A 24,334-nucleotide genomic window follows, 5' to 3' on the forward strand; every position below is an offset into this window, starting at 1 on the left:
AAATAATATTAGGCTTTTTATCCATTATTTGCGATATAAACTACTAAGTGGGGGGCATGATGTAGGCAAACTTCTTATCGGTTGGTTTGTTGTCATTCTCATAAGCAGATAAGCCCAACTTCTTCACCCAGTTCTCTACGGTATTGTAACATGGAACCTTTCCACATTTGCCTTCAAGCACCTCATTGAAGATTTCAAGTATCTTCACCACAGTGCGAAGGCCACAATTGGTACGAATGTAGATCAATACACAAAGCAGAACGATCAGAAGAGAGTATCTATGTCTGGGAATAGGGTCGATAACAAATTCTTTTGTTCTTCGGTCACGGTCACGGTCGCTACGTCTTTTTTTTGACTTCCTTCTTCACCTCTTTAAGCTTGGCCTTGTCGGTCGCTTTCTGAGATTTAAGCTAGGCATTCTCTTTACGAAGACGTTTAACCTCCTCTTCGAGGGTTTCTTTATCGGGTTTTGAATCTATCTTTTTCATTGTTTTTAGTTGCTTAATTATTTTACTTAGTTGCTAAAAATCAATGATATATACAAACTGTCAAAGAATTATTTTGCTAACTAAAGCGTTAAAAATGAGAGTGTTGTGTTAACAATAACAAGGGTGCTTAATACTACGTTTTTGGGAACGTAAAACTGGACACCCTATTAAATATTAAAGATTATGAATGAAATGTTAAATTATTGATGTGCTATTATAAGGACAATGATTTTGTTCCTAATAGTGATATATATATGCCTATCCAATGTGGTAAGGCATTTACTAAACTAGAATTAGGTATTTCTGGTGATGGCACTGGTAATAATATTAGTATTCGTAATACTTACTGGTCTGAAATCACAGGGCTATATTGGGCATGGAAAAATATGGAACCTACAAAGTATGTAGGTCTCTGTAGTTATCGTCGTTTTTTTAATTTCTCACATGGTTTTTCCTAATCTATGATCAAAATTTTACCAAATATTTCATATGATTTTGTGAACGATATTAATATCCATGATATTTTAGTATTATTATCAAAATACGATGTAATAATGCCCAAAAAATATTGGTATGCATATAATTTAAGAAATGTATGTCGTATGAATTATCATATTGAGAATTTTGAAATTTTAAAAAAATATTCACGATAAATATCCCGATTACGACAACGCCTTTGATGAGTTGTTTAAATTTAATAATTTTGTTTATGGTCATAATATGTTCATAATGAAATGGAATATGTTTAATAGCTATTGCTCCTGGGTATTTGATATCCTCTTGGAAGCAGAAAGGTTGATTAACCCTTCAAATTATTCCATTGATAAAATTCGAGTTTTTGAAAGTCAATTAACTTGGGTGACTGATGAATTGTCAAGTACTCACTTTAATGATAAAAAATATGTTTTAGCTTGTAAGTGTTCCTTCTTCTTTAATAAACCTAGAAATTAATGCTTCCATATATATTATTTGGAATGTATCTGTTGTATCTTATTTTTAGATATGACATATGCTTAAAAAAGAATAATAAATTACGTCATATTTACATATGTCTACTTTATTTATTTTTATTGGTTGGCTTAAGGTATCAATTTGGTCCTGATAGTTATTCTTATGAAAAGGAATTTTCGTCATTATATAATCCTATTGGAACTGAAACTTTGTATTATCCTCAATTAGGTAGACTTTATCCTCCTTTATGGATTGGTTTAAATATTTTTTGTAGAACCGTCGGTGATTTTGTTTTACTTCAATTGATATGTAGTTTTGTTTTTAATATATGTATTTTTTACTTTATAAAAAACACTACAACAAAAGTTTTTACAGCTCTTTTTCTTTTTTTTATTTATGACTATCTATATTTTTCGACAGATATTTTACGTGAATCTTTGGCTATAGGTATTGATTTAGTGGCCCTGATAATGTTTTTTAAAAACAAAAAAATATTATCGATTATTTTGTTATTTATCGGTTTTAGTATTCATATATATTCTATTTTCTTTATTGTAACTATGTCATTTCTTTATTTTGGTATAAGTAAAAAGGTTGTGGCAATAGGTGGATTGTTTTTTGCTTTTTTTGTTAATTCGCAAATAAACGCTACGGATTTTATCGCAAACTACCTGTTTTTAGGCGATCCTACAGGATATGGAGATGGCTTTGAAAATATTTCCTTATTGGGATTTGCATTTAAGTCCTCTGTTGCTTTAATTCTTATATATTTCTTGTATTTGAATAAGAATAATAATAATGATTCTCCTTTTCTATTGATTACAAAAAGTAATAATGATCTTAAAAAAATTCTATATGCTTATTTTGCTACGGTTTTAATGCGTTATTCCATCCCTATTGCTGACCGTGTATTTAATTATTTTGAAATTATATATTTGGTCGTAATTGTTGAAGGTTTATATAGATTTGTTATTTGTAGAGGGACATATCATCAAAAAGTTTTGAAATTGACAATATTAATATTTATAACATATTTACCATTTTACATGATTAATTCAGGAACGAGTGATAAGGGCGTTTCTATGTATGTTCGTTACTATCCTTATAATTCGATTTTCCAAAAAGAGTATATAGAGGATAGAATAAAGTTTTATATTGAAGATGGTAGATAGTATTTTTAATTATGATATGTCATGTTTATTTGGGAACTAGTGGCAACGCTAGCCTATATTTTGACGAGATTTATAAGGTGCTAGAATGAAATGGATATAAGCAGAAGGCTTTTGCTTATTACTATTATATATTTAGTTATGGATCAAAAATGTTTTTTTAAGGGGGATGTAGCATATGGGTTAGAAAAAAGGAAGATTAAGAAAGTTTTTTTTTACTACTTGAAGTTCTTAAAGCTTATGTAATTATACTAATCAAATCAATTATTAATAGGCCCGTTTTAATTAATTATTTACATGCTGGTAATAGTTTTTTCTTTGTATCTTGGTTTTTAAATTACTTAAGGTGATATCTGGTTCGAAACTCGTTATTACCTGTCATGATGTAGCACGTAATAGTGGTTGGGATTCTGAAATGAAATATAGGAAACAAATATTTCATCATGCAGATTTTCTTTTAGTTCATACAGAAAAATCAGTATATGATTTAATCAATTTGTTTTCTATAAATAAAAAACAAAATTATCGAACATCCTTTTCTTGTAATGGATTTAAATAAACTGAAAAGAAACTATTCAACAAAAGAATATTCACCTGTAGATTTTCTATTTATAGGCCATTTAAGAAAAGAAAAAGGAATAGAATTCTTATTAAAAGCATGGGAGAGCTTTTATTCCATATGTCCTATGGCTACGTTAAGAATATGTGGTAAAATAGTCGTGGTTAAGGTTGACGGTGTCCCAGAGAATATGGCTGTTCAAGAGGCTTCTCCCTCGGTTGAGGTTCAGAAGCCATCTGGTGGTGCGGATAAACCGGTTCGTATTTGGGTAGAGATTCGCATAAGCAATGGATTGCACTTATCCCGTATTCGACCCTTACAGCGTAAGTTGTTTTGCTAGTTAGTTTCTATTTTTGTCTTCCCCCAAAAAGTATGGAGACAAAAGAGTATTTTGAAAAGATTATGCAGGATTACAACCAGCACCGCAAAGGCTGTAATCTCCGTAAGTATTGTACAGATGAGGGTATTGACTATAAATGTTTGGTTGAGTATAAGAAAAATTATGGAGCTTGCCATTCATCCGGCACGGCTGATTCCTCTTCCGGTGCCTCGTTTATTCCTCTTCAGATTATTGAAGAGCGTTGTGAGTGTCCTACCAGCGCTCCTTCCTCTACGGGTGGTTGGTATATCAGACCGCTTGTCTTGTCTACCCCCTGTGGGGATGATATAGAAATCTGCAGTAATAATCTGGCAGCGGTCTTGGATCTGCTTCGTAAAATGACCTCTTGAGATGTTGAACTTTACTAATCGGACTCGATTCTATATCAGCAGCGTTCCTTCCGATATGAGAAAAGGGGGTGACAGCCTGGCTGATTTAGTGCGCATGTGTTTTTGACTTGAACGGTTATGTCGTCTACCAGAAATGGTTCGATGACGGCAAACTTCTCCGTCCGAAGTTTGAGGCTATAAAAGCCTGTCATCGTATCAGTCGTGAGGAGGTGATATTGTTGTTTTCCAATGCCGTCCAGTCTAATCTATATATTTACGATTATGACAGAGAATCAGAAAAATCAGTCTTTCGCTTCCGAATGGGCGAAGATCACCAAGTATCAGGACCGTTTGGATAACAAGATTGAGGATGTAAGGAAAGAGTTGGAAAGCGAGCGCTTAAGGAGTAAGTTAGGCAATTGGAAATCAAGTGGCTATGTGGTGTTTTTTAACGGTGTGTATGCTTTAAAATCAAGAATTTCTTCAACGCATGTTCCTATGTAGTAGATTTTGCATAAAACAAAAATAATATCGAATGAAAAGAAAGGATGTTTTTCATGTTTATTGGGGTACGCAGGGTAATGGAGGTCTTTATTTAGATGAGATCTATCAAGTGTTGAAATCTGTGGGGATATCACAAGATGTTTTCGTTAGCTATTATTATCCTCTGGCTTATGGTAAGAAAGTGTTTTTTAAATATACGGATTTAATTAGCGGAAAGAAACGTAATCGGTTGAGTCCTTGTATCAGATATGCGGAATTGACTTGGGGATTGATGGTGACATTATTTTATGTATTGATATATCGACCTCGTGTTGTAAATTATTCGCTTATTACTTATGGATTTTTTGTTGAGAAGTTGTTTTTTAGGATGATCCGTATTGTTTCTAAATCTACTCTTGTATTGACTTGCCATGATGTGTTACCTTTTCAATCAGAATATTCACATGGCCATTCTGCTATAACTAGAATGCATAAGACTTTGGCTATCCCGGATTTCTTATTGGTGCATAATTTAAATTCACAAAGAGATCTATCTTCTTATTTTGGCATTTCGGAACTAAAGATTTTGAAGCATGATTTCCCTGTTATGGACTTATCGAAGATATTTGACATTACACGACCTTGTAATAAAGAATTTGATTATTTGTTTATCGGGTATCTCAGGAAAGAAAAGGGTCTTGATGTTTTATTAGAAGCTTGGAAAAGATTTCATATTCGTTATCCAGACTATACCCTTTGTATAGCAGGAAATCTTCCCGGTTATTCTCATTTGCGAGTTGATGATTATGCTGGTTTGAATATTACATTTCGTTTGCAGTATTTATCAGATATGGAGTACTGTAAATTGATATATACATCCAAATGTGTTGTCCTTCCTTATTGGAGGGACACAAATAGTGGAGTGGTATCTACTATTATTTCCTTGGGAACGGATGTTATAGCGTCAGATATCCCTATGTTCAAGAGTAATCCTATGTTAGATGAGGAATCTCTTTTTGAAGCGGGTAATGTGAATGCCTTGGCTGATAAATTGGAGGAAAAAAGATATTGCGTAAGCTGTCAAAAAAAAGACATATATAAATATCGGTTAAGTTTTAATGAACAGGTTTTAAATGTATATCATAAGCTCTTGGGTAAAAATTAAAAATAGATAATAGCTAACGAAAGAAAATGATTAATATCTGATAATTTTAAAATATGAGTTTATATGCATGGAAGTATAATTTATAATGTAAAAGGCTATCCATCGAGAGTACCTTTTCATCCGGATAGAGTATATCCTGAATTTTCGAATAATCCTCATTTGGAGATTAGTGATAGTCCTAATCTTGTATATGATTCGGTTAGGAGATTATTTTTAGAGAATTATCCACCCAAAGATGACGAAGACCTTACGTATTGGAATCCTTTACGCATCTTGGTCCCAGAGGGAGGTGTCGTGACGATCAAGCCCAATATGGTTCGCCACTGGAATGAGAAAGAGGATTCAGATATTTTTAGTGTAATTACGCATTGGTCTATAGTTCGAGTCGTTATAGATTATGCTTTATTGGCCGTGGGACCTAATGGTAAAGTTTATGTTGGGGATGCTCCTCATTGGGATTGTGATTTTTCCAAATTGGAAACGATCTTGAATATCGAAGAGTTTAGAAAATTTTATGACTCTTACGCTTCGGGACAGGTTCACTTTGTGGATTTTAGGCCAGAGTGGTTTGAGGCATCTGGGGTTGTTAACACGAAGAAGGGACTGAAGTTGCAGGGTGACCCTAATGGCTATTATTTGGTTGATCTAGGTAAGGACAGTATGTTTAATGATTCTTCTCTTGATGCTAAGTTGTTTTATGGATCTGGCTATGACAATAAAGATACCATACATGCCCATTCGGAGGGAAGACATCAATATCTAATTGCAGGTACACCAATTGTTTGTGATCTATTTATAAATATACCAAAATTGAAGACTCATCATTTGTTGGGGTTGACTGTCGCAATGAAGAATTTGGTAGGCATAAATGGAAACAAAAATTATCTTCCGCACTTTAGACTTGGTTTCAAGGAAGAAGGAGGCGATCAATACCCGAAAAAAACACCATCATTGCTGTTGAGATATTATGTTTTAAGATATCTACTTCCTTTATTAGCTAAAAGTTATCTGCTAATGAAATTTTGGGGAATACTCTTAGGTCTCGTTCATAAATCAGGAGGAAAAAATCCTTATGCGGGTGGAGCTTGGCATGGTAATGATACTGTGTGGCGAATGACCTTAGACTTAAACCGCTGTCTTTTATTTACGGACAAAAAAGGGAATTTGAATCCAATGACTTCTAGGAAGTATATTAATATTGTGGATGGTGTTATCAGTGGTGAAGGGGAGGGACCTATGTGTGTTTCGGAAAAATATACAAATCTTCTAATCCATACCCATAATCCGTTAGTAGCTGATGCTATAGCGGCTCAACTAATGGGTTATGACTTAAGGCATATGAAATTATTGGTGGAAGGTGTAAAAAAACATCGTTTTGACCTATTGCCAGACATAGATGACCTTTCTTCTATTCCTATACGTATCTTAAAGGCACAAGATCCGGAAGTGAAAACAAAGAATACATTACTCATTAAAGAATTGGAAAGTTTGTCTTTTAAAAAACCAGAGGGTTGGAAAAATGAAAAATAAATCGTTACTGATATCGTTAGCGGATAGATACAATGGATTTTCTCCCTATCCTATTTTAGATAAAATAAATGGATCGCAGTGGTTATCGATGCAGGAACTTGAGTTGATTCAACTTTCTTCTCTAAGAAGGTTATTGTCCTTTGTAGCACAATCTGTCCCATTCTATCAAGCTTATTTCAAGGAACATGGATTGACTTGTGAGGATTTTAAGTCATTGGACGATTTGAAGAAATTACCTATTATAGATAAGACGTGCATCAACTCGCAATTGAATAGTTTTGTGAGCGAATCCGCTACAAAACCAATTGTCTGGTTAAAAACGACAGGGTCTACCGGGGTTCCTTTTAAATTTGTGAGAACACGTCTTGCTCAAAGTTATAAAATAGCTAGTAGGTTGAGGTTCCGTAACTGGTATGGGGTAGGACGATGTGATCGTCTATTGAATGTGTCCGGGATTCCTCCCCAAGAACATGGTGTTGTTCAGGATTTGGTTCATTATCTACATTATAAGGCGACATCAAAACATGAGATTTACGCATCGGAAATAACGGATGAAAATATAACAGACGTGGCAAAGTCAATAGATCTCCTTTCACCCAAAGTAATAATGGGATATCCAAGCGGTATTGCATCTTTAGCTATAAAATTAAAAAATAGCCGGTTGGATATTCATAAGCCATTAGCCATTTTTACTAATTCCGAATCTTTAAATCCACTTCAGAGAAAACAGATAGAGGATACCTTTGGCGTGATTCCTCGTTCGGATTATGTGGCGACAGAGGGGTCTATCGCCCATGAATGTCCTTGCGGTGGTTTGCATGTCGATATGGAGGAGTGTATTGTTGAGATTGTTAATCAAGATGAGAATGGAGTAGGAGATGTGGTACTGACATTCTTGCATACTTTTGATTTTCCTTTGATTCGTTACAAAATAGGTGATCGTGCTAAATGGGACTTAACGCCTTGCGCATGTGGGCGGGGACTTAAAAAGATCAGTTCGCTTCTTGGACGCTCTGCGGATGTTATCAAACTTCCCAATGGAAAAGAATATTCTGCGGCTAATATAAATATGCGCATAGCTAATTATGGTTTTATAGGCAAGGTTGAACAGTATCAAATTATCCAAAAAAATAAGGCAAATATCCTTTTAAAATTAGTCTTGCTCGATAAGAAGGACGTAAGTACTCCGTATTTATTTAAGGAAGAGCTTTCTAAGATTTTTGAGGGTTGTATGATTTCTCTTGATTTGAGTGGGGAGTTGATTAGAGGTAAGGGTGGAAAATTACGAACCGTGATAGGATTATGATTTTTTGTGGTGATATCGCTTTACCTTTTGTGGGAAGTATTGACTATTCGTCTATCCCTCTATCTATTAGAGAAAAAACATGGTTTGGAAATTTGGAGGGTAGCTTATTGATCGATTCTTCCGCTTATTTGTCTCGGAAGGTTGTTTTCAATGATTATGATGCGGTAAGGGATTTATGCCAGAGCTTTTCGTTTAAGGGATTCGGATTGGCGAACAATCATTTGTTGGATGTTTGTTCGTATAAACAGACTGTTGATTTATTGTCTAGGCTGGATGTCGAGTCTGTAGGAGCGGGGGAAACTTTAGAGGAGGCAGAACGTCCATTGTTGGTAGAGGATGAGTATGGGCAGTCTTTTGCTATCCTTGCTTTTGGTTGGAATGTAATAGAGTGTGTATATGCATCGAAAACAAAAGAGGGAGTAAATCCTTATGAAAAAGAACATGTTTTATCCTCTGTTAGGAAAGCATTATCTCAATATCCGAAGAGAAAACTTATTTGTTTTTTTCATTGGAATTATGAGTTGGAATTATATCCTCAACCTTTTGATCGGGAACTATCTAAGGTTTTAATTGATCTGGGAGTTTATGCGGTTTTGGGTTGTCATGCTCATAGGGTTCAACAAATAGAATTTTACAAAGGACGTCCGATCGTTTATGGATTGGGTAATTTTTTATTCCCTCAAAATATATATTGGAATGGAAAATTGAGATATCCAAGGTTCTCTTATAATGAATTAGTGTTTGAGATATTACCTGATAATCAATTTAAAATATATCGTTTCTTTTATGATGTAAAGAACATGTCCGTTCGTGCTATTGATATGTGTGAGGCTTTTGATGATTCAAATAATATCATGGCAATTTATGGTGAGTCCGATTATAATTACTTTTTTCAAGAAAATAGATATCATAAGAAATTTCTTCCTATCTTTTATTTTTCCGATAGTAAAGTGTTGCTGGATCTTAAAACCAAGTGGGTATTGTTTAGGGGAACGTTTGTGAACTTAGTGAAATATTTTATAAGAAGTTTATGATAAAAAAGTTATATTATCTATCTCCTGTTATAATACAGAACTTTCTTTGTTCATTGAAAGGTTTCTTGATTTGTAGAAAGCGATTGAATAAGAATTTTAAGAAGCAGTTGTCCCTTTTTGATAAATATGCTTATCAGCCGGAGGCGGAGCTTCGTTTGTTTTTGCAGGAGATTCGAACTGTCCCTTATTATCAAAGGTTGTTTAGAGATTTTGGCTTTAATGTAACAGCAACTAATCTGTATAAGGAGCTGTTGAAATTACCTATACAGACAAAGTTAGATGTTAAAACTCATCATAATGACATTGTAAATCTGAATTTTATAGGAGAGACTTATTTGTTGCATACAAGTGGAACTACGGGCGGGGGATTGGTCTTTCCTTGTAGCCGGGAGATGGAGAACAAGCAATGGGCTGTATGGTGGAGATACCGTGGTTGGCATGGGATTGACTTGAATACTTGGTGTGGATGGTTTGGAGGTCGTACGATTATTTCTACAAAGAATACAAAGGCTCCGTTTTGGCGTATTAATTATCCGGGCAAACAGGTTATGTTTAGTGCGTATCATTTGAATAAAGATACTGTGGAGTTGTATTATCAAAAACTGAAAAGATCGGGACTAACTTGGTTGCATGGATATCCTTCTCAAATATCTTTATTAGCGTCCCTTATTGCGGATCAAGGATTGACTCCTTTACATTTTGTTACACATGTGACATTTGGAGCCGAGAATTTATTGGAAGGCCAAAAACAAATTATTAGTAAAGTTTTTCCTAACGCAAAATTGACACAGCATTATGGTTTGGCAGAGGGGGTAGCTAATTTGAGCCAAGATGTACATGGAAGATGGAAAATTGATGAGGATTTTGCGTATGTGGAGTTTGTTCCGATTTCTGAGGAAGATCCAACAATCTGCCGGATTGTTGGTACTGGTTTTTCAAATTATGCGTTTCCCTTGGTTCGCTATGATACGGGAGATATCGCAAAAATTGAACGATTACCGAATGGCACAGTGAATGTCTTATCTATAGATGGACGAAAAGAAGATTATATATCGTTACCTAATGGAGTTAAACTTGGACGTTTAGACCATATATTTAAAGATTTAGTAAATATTCAAGAGGCTCAGATTTATCAAAAATCGATCTCAGAGATAGAATTTAGAATTGTAAAAGGGCAATTTTATAGCATTGCGGATGAACAATTGCTTTGGTCTGAGATTCGTTCACGGATCACAGATTCAATTAAAATTACAATTTCTTACGTAGACAAGATTTCTCGTACAAGATCAGGGAAATTGAGACTGGTAATTTCAGATGTAAAATAGGATAGATGATGAAACAAATAATTCAAGACCTCAAATCCGGGTCAACCATCTTGGAGGAAGTTCCTGTTCCTCAAGTGAAATCCGGTCATGTTTTAATCCAAACGACTCGTACGTTGGTGTCTCTTGGAACGGAGCGTATGCTCGTGGAGTTCGGCAAGGCGAACCTGATTGATAAGGCACGGCAACAACCGGATAAGGTGAAGCAAGTTTTGGACAAGATCAAGACGGATGGTTTGCAGCCGACACTGGAGGCCGTGTTCAATAAGCTAGGGCAGCCTTTACCTTTGGGATATTGCAATGTCGGACGTGTGGTAGCTGTAGGGAAAGGTGTCGCTGAGTTCAAGGTGGACGATCGGGTGGCCTCGAACGGGAATCATGCGGAGTTTGTTTGCGTGCCGAAGAACTTGGTGGCGAAGGTGCCGGATGATATAACGGATGAGGAAGCGGCCTTTACGGTGATTGGCTCGATTGGCTTGCAAGGAATCCGCTTATTGAATCCTCAGTTGGGCGAGACGGTCGTGGTGGTCGGTCTGGGATTGATTGGTCTGATGGCGGCGCAGTTGTTGAGAGCGAACGGCTGTAAGGTTATTGGGGTGGATTTTGACCAGCAGAAGGTGGATATGGCCGCTTCGAAGGGAATCGTGGCTGTTAATCCGGGCAAAGGTACGGATCCGGTAAGGCTCGTGGAGGATTATACGGGTGGTATCGGTGTGGATGGTGTCTTGATCACGGCCTCCACGCAAAGCAATGAGGTGATCCATCAAGCGTGTGAGATGTCCCGTAAGCGGGGACGGATCGTGCTGGTGGGTGTTATCGGATTGAATATGCGAAGGGATGACTTCTATAAGAAGGAGTTGAGTTTTCAGGTATCTTGCTCGTATGGGGCCGGACGTTATGACGAGGAATATGAGAACAAGGGGCATGATTATCCGTTGGCTTATGTCCGCTGGACGGAAAAGCGTAATTTTGAGACGATACTCCATGCGATCTCATCCGGATCGTTGGATGTCAGGCCGTTGATAACGGAAGAGGTTGACTTGGCAGATTATGAGGAGATCTATGGCGATATGCGCAAGAAAGGATCGATCGCCTCTATATTGCGGTTTCCCGCTGATTCAAAAATGGAGTCGGTTGTTTCTATCGGCAGTAATGCTTTTGTGAGTGGAAAGGGCAAGATCGGAATCATAGGGGCGGGTAATTATACCTCCGCCATGATCATACCTTGCTTGGCTAAGGCCAAAGCGAGAATCAAGTATATAGCTAGCGCCCAAGGCTTGTCTGCCAAGATATTGGCGAAGAAGGCGGGAGCGGAGAACGCTACCTCGGATTATCAAAACATATTGCGAGATCCGGAGGTAGATCTGGTGATGATCACGACACGGCATAACCTGCATGCCCGTATGGTGATAGAGGCTTTACGGAATGGGAAAAGCGTATTCGTGGAGAAACCGTTATGTTTGAATAAAACGGAATTGGATGATATCGTACAGGCCTATCAAGAAGTTCCTAAGGGCACGACCTTGACGGTTGGTTTTAATCGCCGTTTCTCTCCGTTCGCCGAGAAGATGAAGCAATTGCTGGGTGATGGACCAAAGAATATAGTGGCAACGATGAACGCCGGCTTTATTCCGCCGGAGGTATGGGTACATGATCTTGAGATTGGTGGGGGACGTATTATTGGCGAGGCTTGCCATTTTATTGATCTATGTTCTTTCTTGGCGGGCTCGGAGGTCGTGGCTGTTTGTATGAACGCATTAGGAGAAAATCCGGAGGAGAATACGGATAACGCTAGTATATTACTTCGTTATGCGAACGGGACGAATGCGGTGATCAATTACTTCTCAAATGGTTCAAAGTCGTACGCGAAGGAACGTGTGGAGGTTTTCTCTCAGGAGAGGGTCTTGGTCTTGGATAACTGGCGTAAATTGACCGGGTATGGTTTTAAGGGTTTCTCATCGATGAAGGCCGGTATGGATAAAGGGCAAAAACGTCAATTTACGTTGTTGAATGAACGTATCCGGGAGGGCGGTGAGCCTTTGATTCCATTTGGGAGTATATTGAATACGACAAAAGCTACTTTCGCTTGCATTACGAGCTTGAAAGAAAGATGTTGGGTGAATCTCTAAAATTATATATTTCTACTCTTCGGAACTTGAGATCTCGCCAAGTTCGTTATCAAGTCTGGTATAGGCTACGGGCATATATTAGGAAATACAGGAGCTTTCGGTATGTATTGTCATTACCGAGAGTGGGACATCCTTTGTCTTTTAAACTTTTCATCTCGAAATATACGGACTTGGATAGTGTTACGGGGCATTTCTCTTTCTTGGGTAAGGAATCCGCTTTTCTAGGATGGAACGATGAGAGCTTTGGTAAGTTATGGTCCTATAATCTAAATTATATGGACTACCTTCATCAAGAAACTATATCTTTCGAACAGGCCGTTTGCTGGATCGATAAGTTTGTCGATGAAATAGAGGGGAATAGGAATGGTCTGGAACCTTATCCGATCGCTTTACGAGGCATCAATTGGATCAAGTTCCTGTCGAAATATCATCCTTATATTCCGGCAGAGAATAAGCGAGAATGGGACTCCTCCTTGTATGCCCAATATAAGATTTTACTGGATAATCTGGAATATCATCTTTTAGGGAATCACTTATTGGAAGACGCTTTCTCCTTGTTATGGGCTGGGCTTTATTTTAAGGATGAGCCGATCTATCAAAAGGCGAAAGACCTATTATTTAAAGAGCTGGAAGAACAACTCCTTCCGGATGGCGCTCATTACGAGCAATCACCGATGTATCATTGTATATTATTGGATCGGTTGCTGGATTGCTATAATGTCTCTATGAATAATTTAAGGTTTATAGGGCAGGAAGGTCTGAATGAACGCTTACGGGAGAAGGCTCGTAGCATGTTGGGGCATGTAGCCTCTGTCGTTTATAAAGATAATACGATACCTCTCCTGAATGATTCCGCTGAGGGAATCGCACCTTCTCCGGCTCAATTGTTTGAATACGCTAAGCGATTGGATATGGATTGGGAAAAGCTTCCGATGGGAGCGTGTGGCTATCGAAAATTGATGGCGGGCCATTGGGAGGCTATCGTGGATGTTGGAGACATAAAGGCCTCTTACCAACCCGGCCATTCGCATGCGGATATGTTCAATTATGAGTTGCGGATAGGGGGTAAGCCTTTCGTTATAGATACCGGAATTTCTACGTATGAAAAGACAGCCCGTAGGCAATACGAGCGTGGCACGGCGGCCCATAATACGGTGATGATAGGGGATAAGAACTCTAGCGAGGTATGGGGTGGCTTTCGTGTGGGGAGACGGGCAAGGGTGACGCTTCTCAAAGATTCTCCGAATGAGGTGGAGGCTTGGCATGATGGCTTTGGTTCCTTGGGTAAGCATCATCGAAGATTTATGATCGATAAGGATCGTTTTAGGATAGAGGACTCTGTCTCAACTGGCGTGAAAGCCGTAAGCTTGATCCATCTGGCTCCGGATGTGGAGATCATGTCTTGTTCACGGACTGAGATCGTGACGAATATCGCAGCGATAAGAGTGGCCGGCGCATCCTCTGTCGAGATTGTAGAAGATCAAGTGTCATTTACGTATAACCGTTTTCACCTATCTAAGACAATTCGTATTCATTTTGTGAAGAAACTTTCTTATACAATAGGTTGATCGTTGTTGGACCATTCTTGATCAGCCTAAGATCTTACTTTTAAAAAATAACACATATTTCTTATGAAAGCATGTTTCATGGGTTTGGGCTATATTGGCCTGCCCACGGCTATTATTGCCGCAAAGCACGGGGTGGAGATCGCCGGAGTGGATATCAACGCCCAGGTGGTGGAGGTTACCAACCAAGGGAAATTGCATATCATTGAGCCGGGTATGGAGGAGATGTTGCGGGAGGTACTGGCCTCCGGGCATTTCAAGGCTTACACCGAGCCTCAGGTGAGCGACGCTTATTTCATGGTGGTACCCACTCCCTTCAAGGGGGATCATGAGCCGGACGTATCGTTCGTGGAGTCGGCTACCCGTATGGTGCTTCCTTTGTTGAAGGAGGGGGATTTGTACGTGATCGAGTCTACCTCGCCGGTGGGGACGACCGAACGGATGGCTAGTTTGATTTTCTCGGAACGGCCGGAGCTGAAGGGCAAGATCTATATCGCTTATTGTCCGGAGCGGGTGCTTCCAGGTAACGTGATCTATGAGTTGGTGCATAACGACCGGGTCATCGGCGGCATGGATGAGGCCTCTACCCGCAAGGCGATGGAGTTCTACGGCCAGTTCGTGAAGGGTACGCTTCACCCAACGAATAGCAAGACGGCCGAGATGTGTAAATTGACCGAGAACTCAAGCCGGGACGTGCAGATCGCTTTCGCCAATGAGCTGTCGTTTATCTGCGATAAAGCGGGAATCAATGTGTGGGAGCTGATCGATTTGGCGAACAGGCATCCCCGTGTGAATATCTTACAGCCGGGTTGCGGTGTTGGTGGTCATTGCATAGCGGTGGACCCTTATTTCATCACGGCGGAGTTTCCGATGGAGAGCCGTATGATCTCGACGGCCCGTGAGACGAATAATTACAAGGCTTTCTGGTGCGCTGAGAAAGTGAGGAACGCCATGCTACGGTTTGAGCTGAAGCATGGGCGTAAGCCGGCGGTGGCAATGATGGGCTTGGCTTTCAAGCCTGATATCGATGACTTGCGCGAGTCTCCGGCCAAGGGAATAACGACGAAGGTGTTGCAATCGTGCAACAACGCTGATATCATGGTGGTGGAGCCGAACGTTTCGGAGCATAAGCTGTTTAAGTTGACCCCTTATAAGGAGGCATACGAGAAGGCGGATATAGTGGTTTTCTTGGTGAACCATAGGGAGTTTGCGGGGTTGAATTATCGGGATGACGTGGAGGTGCTGGACTTTTGCGGGACATTCAAGAAATAATCGTTCGCTAAATAGAAGAATACGCTGTAATGAGGAAAATAATGTTAGTCTTCGGGACCCGTCCCGAGGCGATCAAGATGGCTCCGCTGGTGAAGGAGTTCCAGAAACATCCGGAGTCGTTCGAGACCATCGTGTGCGTTACCGGACAGCATCGGGAGATGTTGGATCAAGTGTTAAAATTGTTCGAGATCACGCCGGATTATGATTTGAATATCATGAGGCAGGGTCAGGACTTATATGACGTGACCGCCCGTGTCCTTACCGGTATGCGTGACGTGTTGCGTGAGGCGACACCCGATGTCGTGCTGGTGCATGGGGATACCACCACGAGCACGGCGGCCGCCTTGGCCGCTTTCTACCAACAGATACCCGTAGGTCATATAGAGGCCGGCCTTCGTACCCACAATATCTATAGCCCATGGCCGGAGGAGATGAACCGGCAGGTCACGGGGCGTATCGCCACGTATAATTTCGCACCCACGCGGTTGAGCAAACAGAACTTGATGCGGGAGGACGTGAGTCCGGACTCAATCTTGGTTACCGGCAATACGGTGATAGACGCCTTGCGTCAAGTGGTGACTAAGATAAAGACGGACGCTGAGCTGGACAAGGAGCTGGAAGGCGTGCTTTTGCGTTCGGGGTATGACGTGAACCGTCTGGTTGAGGGTAAGAGACTGGTGTTGATCACGGGTCATCGCCGGGAGAACTTTGGTGATGGATTCATCCATATGTGTACCGCTATCAAGGACTTGACCCGGAAATATCCGGAGGTGGATTTTGTCTATCCTATGCACTTGAATCCCAATGTGCGCAAGCCGATTCACGAGGTATTCGGCGGGGATTTATCTGATCTGGGTAATATGTTCTTCATTGAGCCATTGGAATATCTGTCATTTGTCTATCTGATGGAGAAATCAACGATAGTGCTGACCGATAGCGGCGGTATCCAAGAGGAGGCTCCCGGCTTGGGCAAGCCCGTGTTGGTGATGCGTGATACGACCGAGCGTCCGGAGGCTCTCGCGGCAGGTACGGTGAAACTGGTCGGAACGGACTATGACAAGATCGTGAGCGAGGTCTCGGCGTTGCTTGATGATACGGCTTATTACGATGCGATGAGCAAGGCGGTCAATCCCTATGGCGATGGATTGGCTTGCGGAAGGATCGTGGAATTTTTGAACCGGAAGGAATGAGGGTCTTGATCGTTTCTCCCTCTTATCTTCCGGAGATCGGTGCGGCACCCTCACGCATTACGAACATGGCGGAGGGACTGTCCGGCTTAGGGATAAAGGTGGATGTGTTGACTTGCCTACCCAATTATCCCAAGGGACGTATCTTTGATGGATATAGGGGGGCTTTTTCCAAGACAGAGGATGTAAACGGGATAACGGTCTTCAGGTACTGGACGTATGCCTCGATCTCGAGGAGGCCGTTGGTCCGTCTTGCCAGTATGTGCGCTTTCGCCACGACCCTTTGGTGTTTCGCTCTCAAGCGTAAGCGTATAAAATCTTATGATAAGGTGATCATCCAGACCCCTCCTGTTTTGGCGGCGGCCTCGGCCATGTTGCTTTTTCGTTGTTGCTACCGGAAAAAGGTGGTACTGAACGTCTCAGACCTTTGGCCATTGTCGGCCGTGGAGCTGGGGGCCATGAAAGAGGGTGGCGTTTATCATGGGGTGATGGGGCGTATCGAGCGTTTCCTTTATCGTAAGGCCACGGCCTGTCAAGGGCAGAGTAAGGAGATCGTGGATTATATAAAACGGTATGAGCCGGGCAAGGCCTCGTTCTTGTATCGGAATTTACAGCATCGTTTTGTTTTACCGAATCACCCCCCTTCTTCTCGGAAGCCTTTCAGGATCGTCTATGCCGGTTTGCTGGGCGTGGCGCAGAATATATTGGAGTTGATAGAGCGTATCGATTTTAAAGGGATGGGAGCGGAGCTTCATTTATTTGGAGGGGGCAATCAAGCCTTGGAGATAGAGGATTATGTGAGGACACATGATAAAGGGGTCTTTTATCATGGCTCTTTGCCCAAGGAACGGATGCGTGAGGAGCTTACACGTTACCATGCCTCCATTATCCCCTTGACGGTTCGTATAAGGGGGGCCGTACCTTCTAAATTATTTGACTTGCTGCCGTTAGGCGTTCCTATCTTGTTTTGCGGAGGCGGCGAGGGCGAGGAGATTGTAAAGGAGAATCTGTTGGGTTTTGTCTCGGCCCCCGGAGATTATGAGGGACTTTCTAAAAATATACAAGCCATGAGCCACTTGCCGGATGAGGAGTATCGACAGCTAAAAGCGAACTGCTTAAGATTATCCCAGACAACTTTCTGTTTTGAAAGGCAACTGGAGGCGTACAAACGTTTTTTATCGGCTTTCTGATTTTTGAATGTCAGTGTCTAAGAGTGACGTATGGGAAAATAAATAACCCGTTGGTAGGATTGAATTAGTAGTAAGTACTCAAGCCGAAGTGTTGACAAAGTTCTTTTTAAGGGGGGGCTAATTGGGGTACTTATCATAAATAAATTTGCAATGAATATATTAATAACAGGGATCCACGGTTTTGTGGGTTCCAATCTGGTTGTTGCCTTGAAGGAGCGTCATGGCCTCTATGGTTTGGATATTGTTACCCCGGAAAAGGACGGTGTGATAAAGACTTTTTCTTGGGATGACTTAGATAAGGAGATGCCGGAATTTGATGCGGTGATCCATTTGGCGGGGAAAGCGCATGATACTAAAAATAGGAGTGCCGCAGATACTTATTTTAAGATTAATACGGGATTGACCCAACGAATTTTTGATTGGTTTTTGTCTCGGCCTTCTATCAAGAAATTTATCTTTTTTTCTACGGTAAAAAGTGCGGCTGATTCTGTACAAGGAGATATACTAACCGAAGAATGTGTACCTGTTCCCATAGGACCGTACGGTGAAAGTAAAATCAAGGCTGAGAACTATATCATCGAGAGGTTTGCGCCTGAAGCGTTAGGCAATTTGTATCATGCGTTTGGAGATAGTTCTATCTATCCCGGCAAACAGGTATATATCATGCGTCCTTGTATGATTCATGGCCCGGGAAATAAGGGGAATTTGAATCTGTTATATAATGTAGTGAGTAAAGGGATTCCTTGGCCGCTTGGGGCATTTGAGAATCGTCGTTCATTCACTAGCGTACAGAACCTCTGTACAGTGATAGAAGGTTTCTTGACTCAAAAGGTAGAGAGCGGCATCTATCATATGGCTGATGACGATCCGTTGTCTACTAATGAATTAATCGAGGTGATTTGTGAGGCGTTGGGTAAGAAGACGAGAATTTTGTATATCCCTAAAGGGGTAATGAACGTGATGGCAGAGATGGGTGGATGGCTACATCTTCCACTCAATCCGTTTCGTATGCAGAAGCTGACAGAGAATTATGTGGTAAGTAATGCTAAAATAAAAAAGGCTTTGGGGTTACAAAAGATGCCGGTATCCGCAAAAGAGGGATTGGCTTGTACTATTCTTAGCTTTAAGAAGTGATAAGATATGAACGGCTTGCTTTATGTACTGATTTTCGCTTTGCTATTTTTTGCGGAGCTTTTTTATTTCCATATAGCGGATAAGTTTAATATCATTGATAAACCCAACGAGCGCAGTTCCCATGCCTCTATTGTCTTGAGAGGTGGTGGCATTATCTTTTTACTGGGTTTATGGACATGGGCTTTCTTTTTTGGATTTTCTACGCCGTGGTTTCTTATGGCCGTTACCTTAATTGGGGGCGTAAGTTTTATAGATGATGTACGTAGCTTGCCTGATTTTGTGCGTTTGGTGGCCCAATTCATTGCCATGGTGATGATGTTTTATCAATTGGATATATTGCGCCTGAATATGTGGTGGGTGTTGTTGTTGGCGCTTATCGTTTGTGTGGGAGCCTCGAATATCATTAATTTCATGGATGGTATAAATGGCATTACGGCTGGTTATTCTCTATCAGTATTGCTTCCATTGATGCTGGTAAACGAGAAGTCCGGTTTTGTTGATCCGTCTTTGATCTACGTTTCGGCACTTAGTGTTTTGGTGTTCTGTCTTTTTAACTTTCGTCCCAAGGGAAAGGCTAAGTGCTTCGCCGGAGATGTAGGTTCTATAAGTATAGCCTATATTTTGCTGTTTATGATAGGCAGTCTGATTATTAAGACAACGGACGTGACTTACTTGGTCTTTTTATTGGTTTATGGTGTGGATGGTTGTTTGACGATAATACATCGCGTCCTACTGCATGAGAATCTAGGTCAAGCGCATCGTAAACATGCTTATCAGTTGATGGCGAATGAACTTAAGATTGGTCACGTTAAAGTGTCGTTGGTATATATGTGTTTACAGTTGGCGGTTTCTTTGGCATTTATCTATGTGATACCTGATACCGTAACGGCACATTGGTTGTATTTGTTGGCGGTAGTAGTGGTGGTGGCGTTGTTGTATGTGGTATTTATGAAAAAATACTATTGTTTACATGAAGAATATTTAGCTTCGATTATAAAAGAGAATTAAGTTATGGTTTTTATGTGGATTTTACTTGCTTACATGAGTGATACCCCCCTGATCCTTATGTGCTAAGGATATGGCCTATATCGTTAATTGTTTAAAGAAAAATATATTGAGATTATTATGAGTCTTTTTTCTCGACTATCTACCTGGTACTTTTCCAAGAAATCCTTACCCTATTGGGGTATTATCTTGCTGGATTGCTGCTTGATCCTATTTTCCGGCTTATTGGTGTATACCTTGAATAACGGGGTATTATCAACCTTGGATATCTTAGGGCATCTATTGGTCACGCTGTTGGTATGCCTGATTCCTTATCTGGTAGGCTTTCGCCTGTTCCATACCTATTCGGGGATTATACGTTATTCCTCTTTCGTGGACTTGCAAAAGGTGGGGTTCGCCGTCTTGTTTGGCTTGATTTGTGTGGTCGTGTTTCAGGCACTGACCGATTTCTCTCCTTATTTGATGTATATCCGTAAACGGGATCTGATCCTCTCCGCGTTGTTGGCTATGAGCTTGATGTGGATGATGCGTGTGTTCGTTAAATTCTTTTATGTGAGTACTTTCCGGGTGGCTAAGGCGGAGCGTGCGTTTATCTATGGCGTGAAGCAAGGTGGGGTGAGTTTGGCGAAGAGTATCCAGAATCAGGATCCGGCCCGGTTTGTGCTGGCGGGGTTTATCTCGGACATAGCGGAGATAGAGTATCGATATTTAATGGGAGTCAAGGTTTATCCGAATGATGAGGAATTGGTTTCTGTGATGAGGAAAAAACGGTCTAATGTCTTGCTGGTGTCTCCATTGAAAGTTGAGGCGATCCGGAATAATCAGGAGATGGTGGACAGGCTGATCAAGGCGAATATAAAGATCTATATGACTCCTGCCGCCCAAGAGTGGGACGGGAGGAGCGACTTGAGCCATACCCAGTTGAGGGAGGTGAATATAGAGGATTTACTGCCCCGTGATAAGATCGAGATAGACTTGGAGGCTGTGAGGAAGCAGCTTACCGGTAAGCGGATTCTGATAACAGGAGCCGCCGGGAGTATCGGTAGCGAGATCGTGCGGCAGGTAGCCCAGTTCGCCCCGGAACGTATGGTCTTGATAGATCAGGCGGAGACCCCCTTGCACGATGTCCGCTTGATGATGGCTCGTGGGTGGCCGGATATAGAATCCTATACGGTTGTGAGCGATATTTGTGTACGTGAACGCATGGAGGAATTGTTCGAGGAGCATCGTCCGGATTACGTGTTTCATGCCGCGGCCTACAAGCATGTGCCTATGATGGAGGATAATCCGGAGGAGAGTGTCCGCAACAACGTGGACGGTACCCGGGTGATCGCTGACTTGGCGGTGAAATACGGCACGAGGAAGTTCGTGATGGTATCGACTGACAAGGCGGTGAATCCCACGAACGTGATGGGCTGCTCGAAACGTATTTGCGAGATCTACGTGCAGAGCTTGGATCAGGCTATCAAGGATGGGAAGGTGAGGGGGCGTACGCAATTCGTGACGACTCGTTTCGGCAATGTGCTGGGATCGAACGGTTCTGTGATCCCGTTATTCAAGGAGCAGATCAAGCGGGGCGGTCCTGTTACGGTGACGCACAAGGATATCATTCGTTTCTTCATGCTGATACCGGAGGCTTGTAAGCTAGTCCTAGAGGCCGGTACGATGGGTAATGGGGGCGAGATCTTCGTGTTCGATATGGGTAAACCTGTACGGATCGTGGATCTGGCGGAGCGTATGATCCGTCTGAGCGGGGTGAAGGGAATCGAGATCCGGTTCACGGGATTGCGAGACGGGGAGAAGTTGTATGAGGAGGTACTCAATGAGGATGAGACCTCCAAGCCTACTTTTCATCCGAAGATCAAGATCGCCCAAGTCCGTGCGTATGATTATGCTGACGCCAATCTGCGGATTGATGCCTTGGTACGTGCTTGTGCCGTGGAGGGGGATATGCAGATCGTGAAGCGGATGAAGGAGATCGTTCCTGAGTTCAAGAGCCAGCATTCTAAATATGAGGTGTTGGATGAATAGAGCGAAATAAAAAGTAAATTATGGATTTATCCGTGAGGGCCTATGCTATTAATGTTGATTTAAATATAGCGTCAAAAAAGAAGAGCCTCCCCAGAGGCATTTGCAAGAAAAGAGAAGGAACCATGTGGGTTTTGTGATGAAAAGATAGGATGATAGAGATTTTGTAGAATCGATATAAGGTCAAGGTTTTGTACCGGTCTTCTTTTCCCGTAAAGGGATTTAGAAGGCCGGTTCTGTTTTTATATATGTGTTTGAAAATCCGTATGTAAGTACGGTGTCCGGCCATATGCGGCGCAGGGATAAACATTCCCCCTGCGTTCGCATGATGAAAAAGATCTATGAGCGTTTGAGAGAGAGATTGGGGCATAAGCCCACGGTGAAGAATTTTGACGCGTTCTTGGTAACGTTGGGGCCGGATGAGCGGGAGTCTTGGAAAATGGATGTGTGTAGTTTGGGATATGGAGATTATTATAGGAAGATGCCCGGGGCGTACCGTAAATTTATCCGGAAGTATATGGAGCATGACCGGGAGTGCGAACGGTGTTATATACGTAAGTATACGGTGCGTGGTGATTTGTTGTATTCCCCATTTCGTCCGGAACTCTTGTTGGAGCTAGTGAAGCTTGTGGAGTTTACGGATCGTGAGACTCCCCCTTCCTCCTTGGAAATAGCTTCTTGCCTGTTGATGGGGTTTGATTATCCGGGCTCGGTGCGTGGCTTGGCTTCTCATTTGCGAGAGGCGGGGCATTCTGCGGAAGCAGTCTTGGTGCTTGCCGGAAAGAGGGAGGTGACGGATGAGTTTTAAAAGAGATATGGATTTGAATGTTAGTTAAGAATAGCAGGTTTTTGTTGTCTTTGAAAAGGGGAATTTTGGGGCTTTTTTATTTTTAATTAGTTGAATATTACTTGTTTGATGGATAAAACTACGGACGTTCGTCTCTTCTGGGCCATCTTATCTTTGTGTCGTGCTCCATAAGGGGTATATAACCATAAAAATTAAAAGATATGGCACAAGGTTTTAAGTTGGTGTTGCGTCCGTCGAAGCCGGGCGAGAAGGATTCAGAGAAAAAGTTTTATGCGGTGTCGAAAACGAATGGTACCTCCAGTATGAAAACGCTATGTAAGTTGATCTCGGCACGTAGTACGGTGTCGTCGGCAGATGTGAAGGCGGTATTGGATAACCTTAATTTCGTATTAGATATGGAACTTCAGGAGGGTCGTATCGTAAAGTTCGGCGATTTCGGGAGTTTTCGGATCTCGGTGAGTAGTGATGGTGTAACAGATAAAAGGGATTTCAATTCGAGTATGCTGCGCCCGCCGCGTATCATTTTCACTCCGGGAGGTGAGTTGAAGGATACGAAGAAGACACTGGAGTACTCACGGATCTCCCAAGATGGTGCCACTGCGGAGGCTGGTGGCTCTGATAGTGATAGCCCGAGTGAGATTTAACGTGCAACTGGTAATGGCCGTGCTGCTTTGCGTGGCCGGCCTTGCCTTAGTATTCTGTGGTTTTTGGGTGGCTCCTTCCGGTGAGATAGATAACAGCGTGCTGGTCGCATTTGGGGAGATCTGTACGTTTGCCGGTGCGTTGTTTGGGGTGGACTACTCTTATAAATTGAAAATTAAGGATTGAAAATTGAAAATTTGAGTTAAGATGGAAAAGGATGAGAAGAGATTAACAGAGCATTTTCGTATGGACGAGTTTATTTATAGTGCGATGGCGGTGGAACTTGGACTTAATAATGCGTTACCTTCGGAGGTAATACCGGCGATACGGAATCTAACGGTACGGTTGTTGGAACCTTTGCGTATATATCATCGACAGCCTATGTATATCATGAGTGGCTATCGAAGCGAAGAGTTAAACCGATTGGTGGGAGGTGCCCCTAGCTCGCAACATATGAAGGGGGAGGCGGTAGACATTTACACGGTGGATCGCAACCGACTATTGGAGGACTTGGTGGCAAGCTGCCTAAATTTTGATCAGGCGATCCTTTATCGTACGGAGGGATTCATACATCTTTCATTAAAAAAACATGGGGTGAACAGAAAACAGATTTTATTTAAATAGGAGGGGGTATGAGTGGATTTTGGAAAAAAGGATAC

General features: G+C 41.5%; 24 protein-coding genes. 23 read left to right on the forward strand and 1 reads right to left on the reverse strand.

Translation table 11 applies throughout. The features are described 5' to 3' along the window. Positions 1-43: 43 nt before the first annotated feature. Complete coding sequence (locus ACYIA1_RS01750; protein ID WP_480334195.1) at positions 44-211, reverse strand: hypothetical protein; 168 nt, start codon at positions 209-211, stop codon at positions 44-46. 483 nt (positions 212-694) lie between these two features. On the opposite strand from ACYIA1_RS01750, the gene ACYIA1_RS01755 reads away from it, so the two are divergent. From ACYIA1_RS01755 to ACYIA1_RS01865, 23 genes are all read left to right on the forward strand, one after another. Then, positions 695-946 carry a DUF4422 domain-containing protein gene (locus tag ACYIA1_RS01755; RefSeq protein WP_146375920.1) on the forward strand — a complete coding sequence of 84 codons (252 nt, stop codon included), beginning with the start codon at positions 695-697 and terminating at the stop codon, positions 944-946. Positions 947-1,130: 184 nt separating this feature from the next. Beyond that, the gene (locus ACYIA1_RS01760; RefSeq protein ID WP_122383178.1) at positions 1,131-1,439 is read left to right on the forward strand and encodes a DUF4422 domain-containing protein; all 309 of its coding nucleotides are present in this window, start codon (positions 1,131-1,133) and stop codon (positions 1,437-1,439) included. After that, on the forward strand, positions 1,439-2,611 hold the full coding sequence (locus tag ACYIA1_RS01765) for an EpsG family protein (protein WP_122383179.1): 1,173 nt from the start codon (positions 1,439-1,441) through the stop codon (positions 2,609-2,611). The genes ACYIA1_RS01760 and ACYIA1_RS01765 overlap by 1 nt, the downstream gene beginning before the upstream one ends. 542 nt (positions 2,612-3,153) lie before the next feature. Continuing rightward, positions 3,154-3,507 (forward strand): hypothetical protein, encoded by a 354-nt coding sequence (locus ACYIA1_RS01770; protein ID WP_122383180.1) that lies wholly within the window; start codon positions 3,154-3,156, stop codon positions 3,505-3,507. A 32-nt stretch (positions 3,508-3,539) separates the two neighbouring features. Next, positions 3,540-3,896: a hypothetical protein gene (locus ACYIA1_RS01775; protein ID WP_122383181.1), complete on the forward strand. Its 357-nt coding sequence runs from the start codon at positions 3,540-3,542 to the stop codon at positions 3,894-3,896. 261 nt (positions 3,897-4,157) lie between these two features. Next, positions 4,158-4,379: a hypothetical protein gene (locus tag ACYIA1_RS01780; protein WP_122383182.1), complete on the forward strand. Its 222-nt coding sequence runs from the start codon at positions 4,158-4,160 to the stop codon at positions 4,377-4,379. 31 nt (positions 4,380-4,410) lie between these two features. Then, complete coding sequence (locus ACYIA1_RS01785) at positions 4,411-5,523, forward strand: glycosyltransferase (RefSeq protein ID WP_480334199.1); 1,113 nt, start codon at positions 4,411-4,413, stop codon at positions 5,521-5,523. A 63-nt stretch (positions 5,524-5,586) separates the two neighbouring features. Then, the gene (locus ACYIA1_RS01790) at positions 5,587-7,053 is read left to right on the forward strand and encodes a DUF362 domain-containing protein (protein WP_122383184.1); all 1,467 of its coding nucleotides are present in this window, start codon (positions 5,587-5,589) and stop codon (positions 7,051-7,053) included. Further along, entirely contained in the window at positions 7,043-8,359 is a 1,317-nt protein-coding gene (locus ACYIA1_RS01795) for a phenylacetate--CoA ligase family protein (protein WP_480334201.1), read from the forward strand. Before ACYIA1_RS01790 ends, ACYIA1_RS01795 begins: the two co-directional genes overlap by 11 nt. Then, on the forward strand, positions 8,356-9,393 hold the full coding sequence (locus ACYIA1_RS01800; protein ID WP_146375922.1) for a CapA family protein: 1,038 nt from the start codon (positions 8,356-8,358) through the stop codon (positions 9,391-9,393). Before ACYIA1_RS01795 ends, ACYIA1_RS01800 begins: the two co-directional genes overlap by 4 nt. Further along, complete coding sequence (locus tag ACYIA1_RS01805) at positions 9,390-10,718, forward strand: phenylacetate--CoA ligase family protein (RefSeq protein WP_122383187.1); 1,329 nt, start codon at positions 9,390-9,392, stop codon at positions 10,716-10,718. The genes ACYIA1_RS01800 and ACYIA1_RS01805 overlap by 4 nt, the downstream gene beginning before the upstream one ends. 8 nt (positions 10,719-10,726) lie before the next feature. Further along, positions 10,727-12,844, forward strand: a complete 2,118-nt coding sequence (locus tag ACYIA1_RS01810) for a bi-domain-containing oxidoreductase (RefSeq protein ID WP_480334204.1) — start codon at positions 10,727-10,729, stop codon at positions 12,842-12,844. Then, on the forward strand, positions 12,826-14,412 hold the full coding sequence (locus ACYIA1_RS01815; RefSeq protein ID WP_122383188.1) for an alginate lyase family protein: 1,587 nt from the start codon (positions 12,826-12,828) through the stop codon (positions 14,410-14,412). The genes ACYIA1_RS01810 and ACYIA1_RS01815 overlap by 19 nt, the downstream gene beginning before the upstream one ends. Before the next feature lie 63 nt (positions 14,413-14,475). Next, positions 14,476-15,681 carry a UDP-N-acetyl-D-mannosamine dehydrogenase gene (gene wecC, locus ACYIA1_RS01820; RefSeq protein WP_480334206.1) on the forward strand — a complete coding sequence of 402 codons (1,206 nt, stop codon included), beginning with the start codon at positions 14,476-14,478 and terminating at the stop codon, positions 15,679-15,681. A 29-nt stretch (positions 15,682-15,710) separates the two neighbouring features. After that, a complete protein-coding gene (gene wecB, locus ACYIA1_RS01825; protein ID WP_480334208.1) occupies positions 15,711-16,871 on the forward strand; it encodes a non-hydrolyzing UDP-N-acetylglucosamine 2-epimerase in 1,161 nt (386 codons plus the stop codon). Beyond that, entirely contained in the window at positions 16,868-18,058 is a 1,191-nt protein-coding gene (locus ACYIA1_RS01830; RefSeq protein ID WP_480334210.1) for a glycosyltransferase family 4 protein, read from the forward strand. The genes wecB and ACYIA1_RS01830 overlap by 4 nt, the downstream gene beginning before the upstream one ends. A 150-nt stretch (positions 18,059-18,208) precedes the next feature. Then, positions 18,209-19,192 (forward strand): NAD-dependent epimerase/dehydratase family protein, encoded by a 984-nt coding sequence (locus tag ACYIA1_RS01835; RefSeq protein ID WP_480334212.1) that lies wholly within the window; start codon positions 18,209-18,211, stop codon positions 19,190-19,192. 6 nt (positions 19,193-19,198) lie between these two features. Further along, positions 19,199-20,200: an MraY family glycosyltransferase gene (locus ACYIA1_RS01840; RefSeq protein ID WP_480334214.1), complete on the forward strand. Its 1,002-nt coding sequence runs from the start codon at positions 19,199-19,201 to the stop codon at positions 20,198-20,200. Between the two features lie 117 nt (positions 20,201-20,317). Beyond that, positions 20,318-22,228, forward strand: coding sequence for a polysaccharide biosynthesis protein (locus tag ACYIA1_RS01845; RefSeq protein WP_217799817.1), 1,911 nt, complete (start codon positions 20,318-20,320; stop codon positions 22,226-22,228). A 322-nt stretch (positions 22,229-22,550) separates the two neighbouring features. Further along, the gene (locus ACYIA1_RS01850) at positions 22,551-23,033 is read left to right on the forward strand and encodes a hypothetical protein (protein ID WP_008777799.1); all 483 of its coding nucleotides are present in this window, start codon (positions 22,551-22,553) and stop codon (positions 23,031-23,033) included. Positions 23,034-23,233: 200 nt separating this feature from the next. After that, complete coding sequence (locus tag ACYIA1_RS01855; protein ID WP_413640260.1) at positions 23,234-23,677, forward strand: HU family DNA-binding protein; 444 nt, start codon at positions 23,234-23,236, stop codon at positions 23,675-23,677. After that, a complete protein-coding gene (locus ACYIA1_RS01860) occupies positions 23,667-23,861 on the forward strand; it encodes a hypothetical protein (protein ID WP_140394020.1) in 195 nt (64 codons plus the stop codon). The genes ACYIA1_RS01855 and ACYIA1_RS01860 overlap by 11 nt, the downstream gene beginning before the upstream one ends. A 21-nt stretch (positions 23,862-23,882) precedes the next feature. Beyond that, positions 23,883-24,299 carry a D-Ala-D-Ala carboxypeptidase family metallohydrolase gene (locus tag ACYIA1_RS01865; RefSeq protein ID WP_122380468.1) on the forward strand — a complete coding sequence of 139 codons (417 nt, stop codon included), beginning with the start codon at positions 23,883-23,885 and terminating at the stop codon, positions 24,297-24,299. Positions 24,300-24,334: the final 35 nt, after the last annotated feature.

Source organism: Parabacteroides sp. KHUB-02, assembly GCF_056640955.1.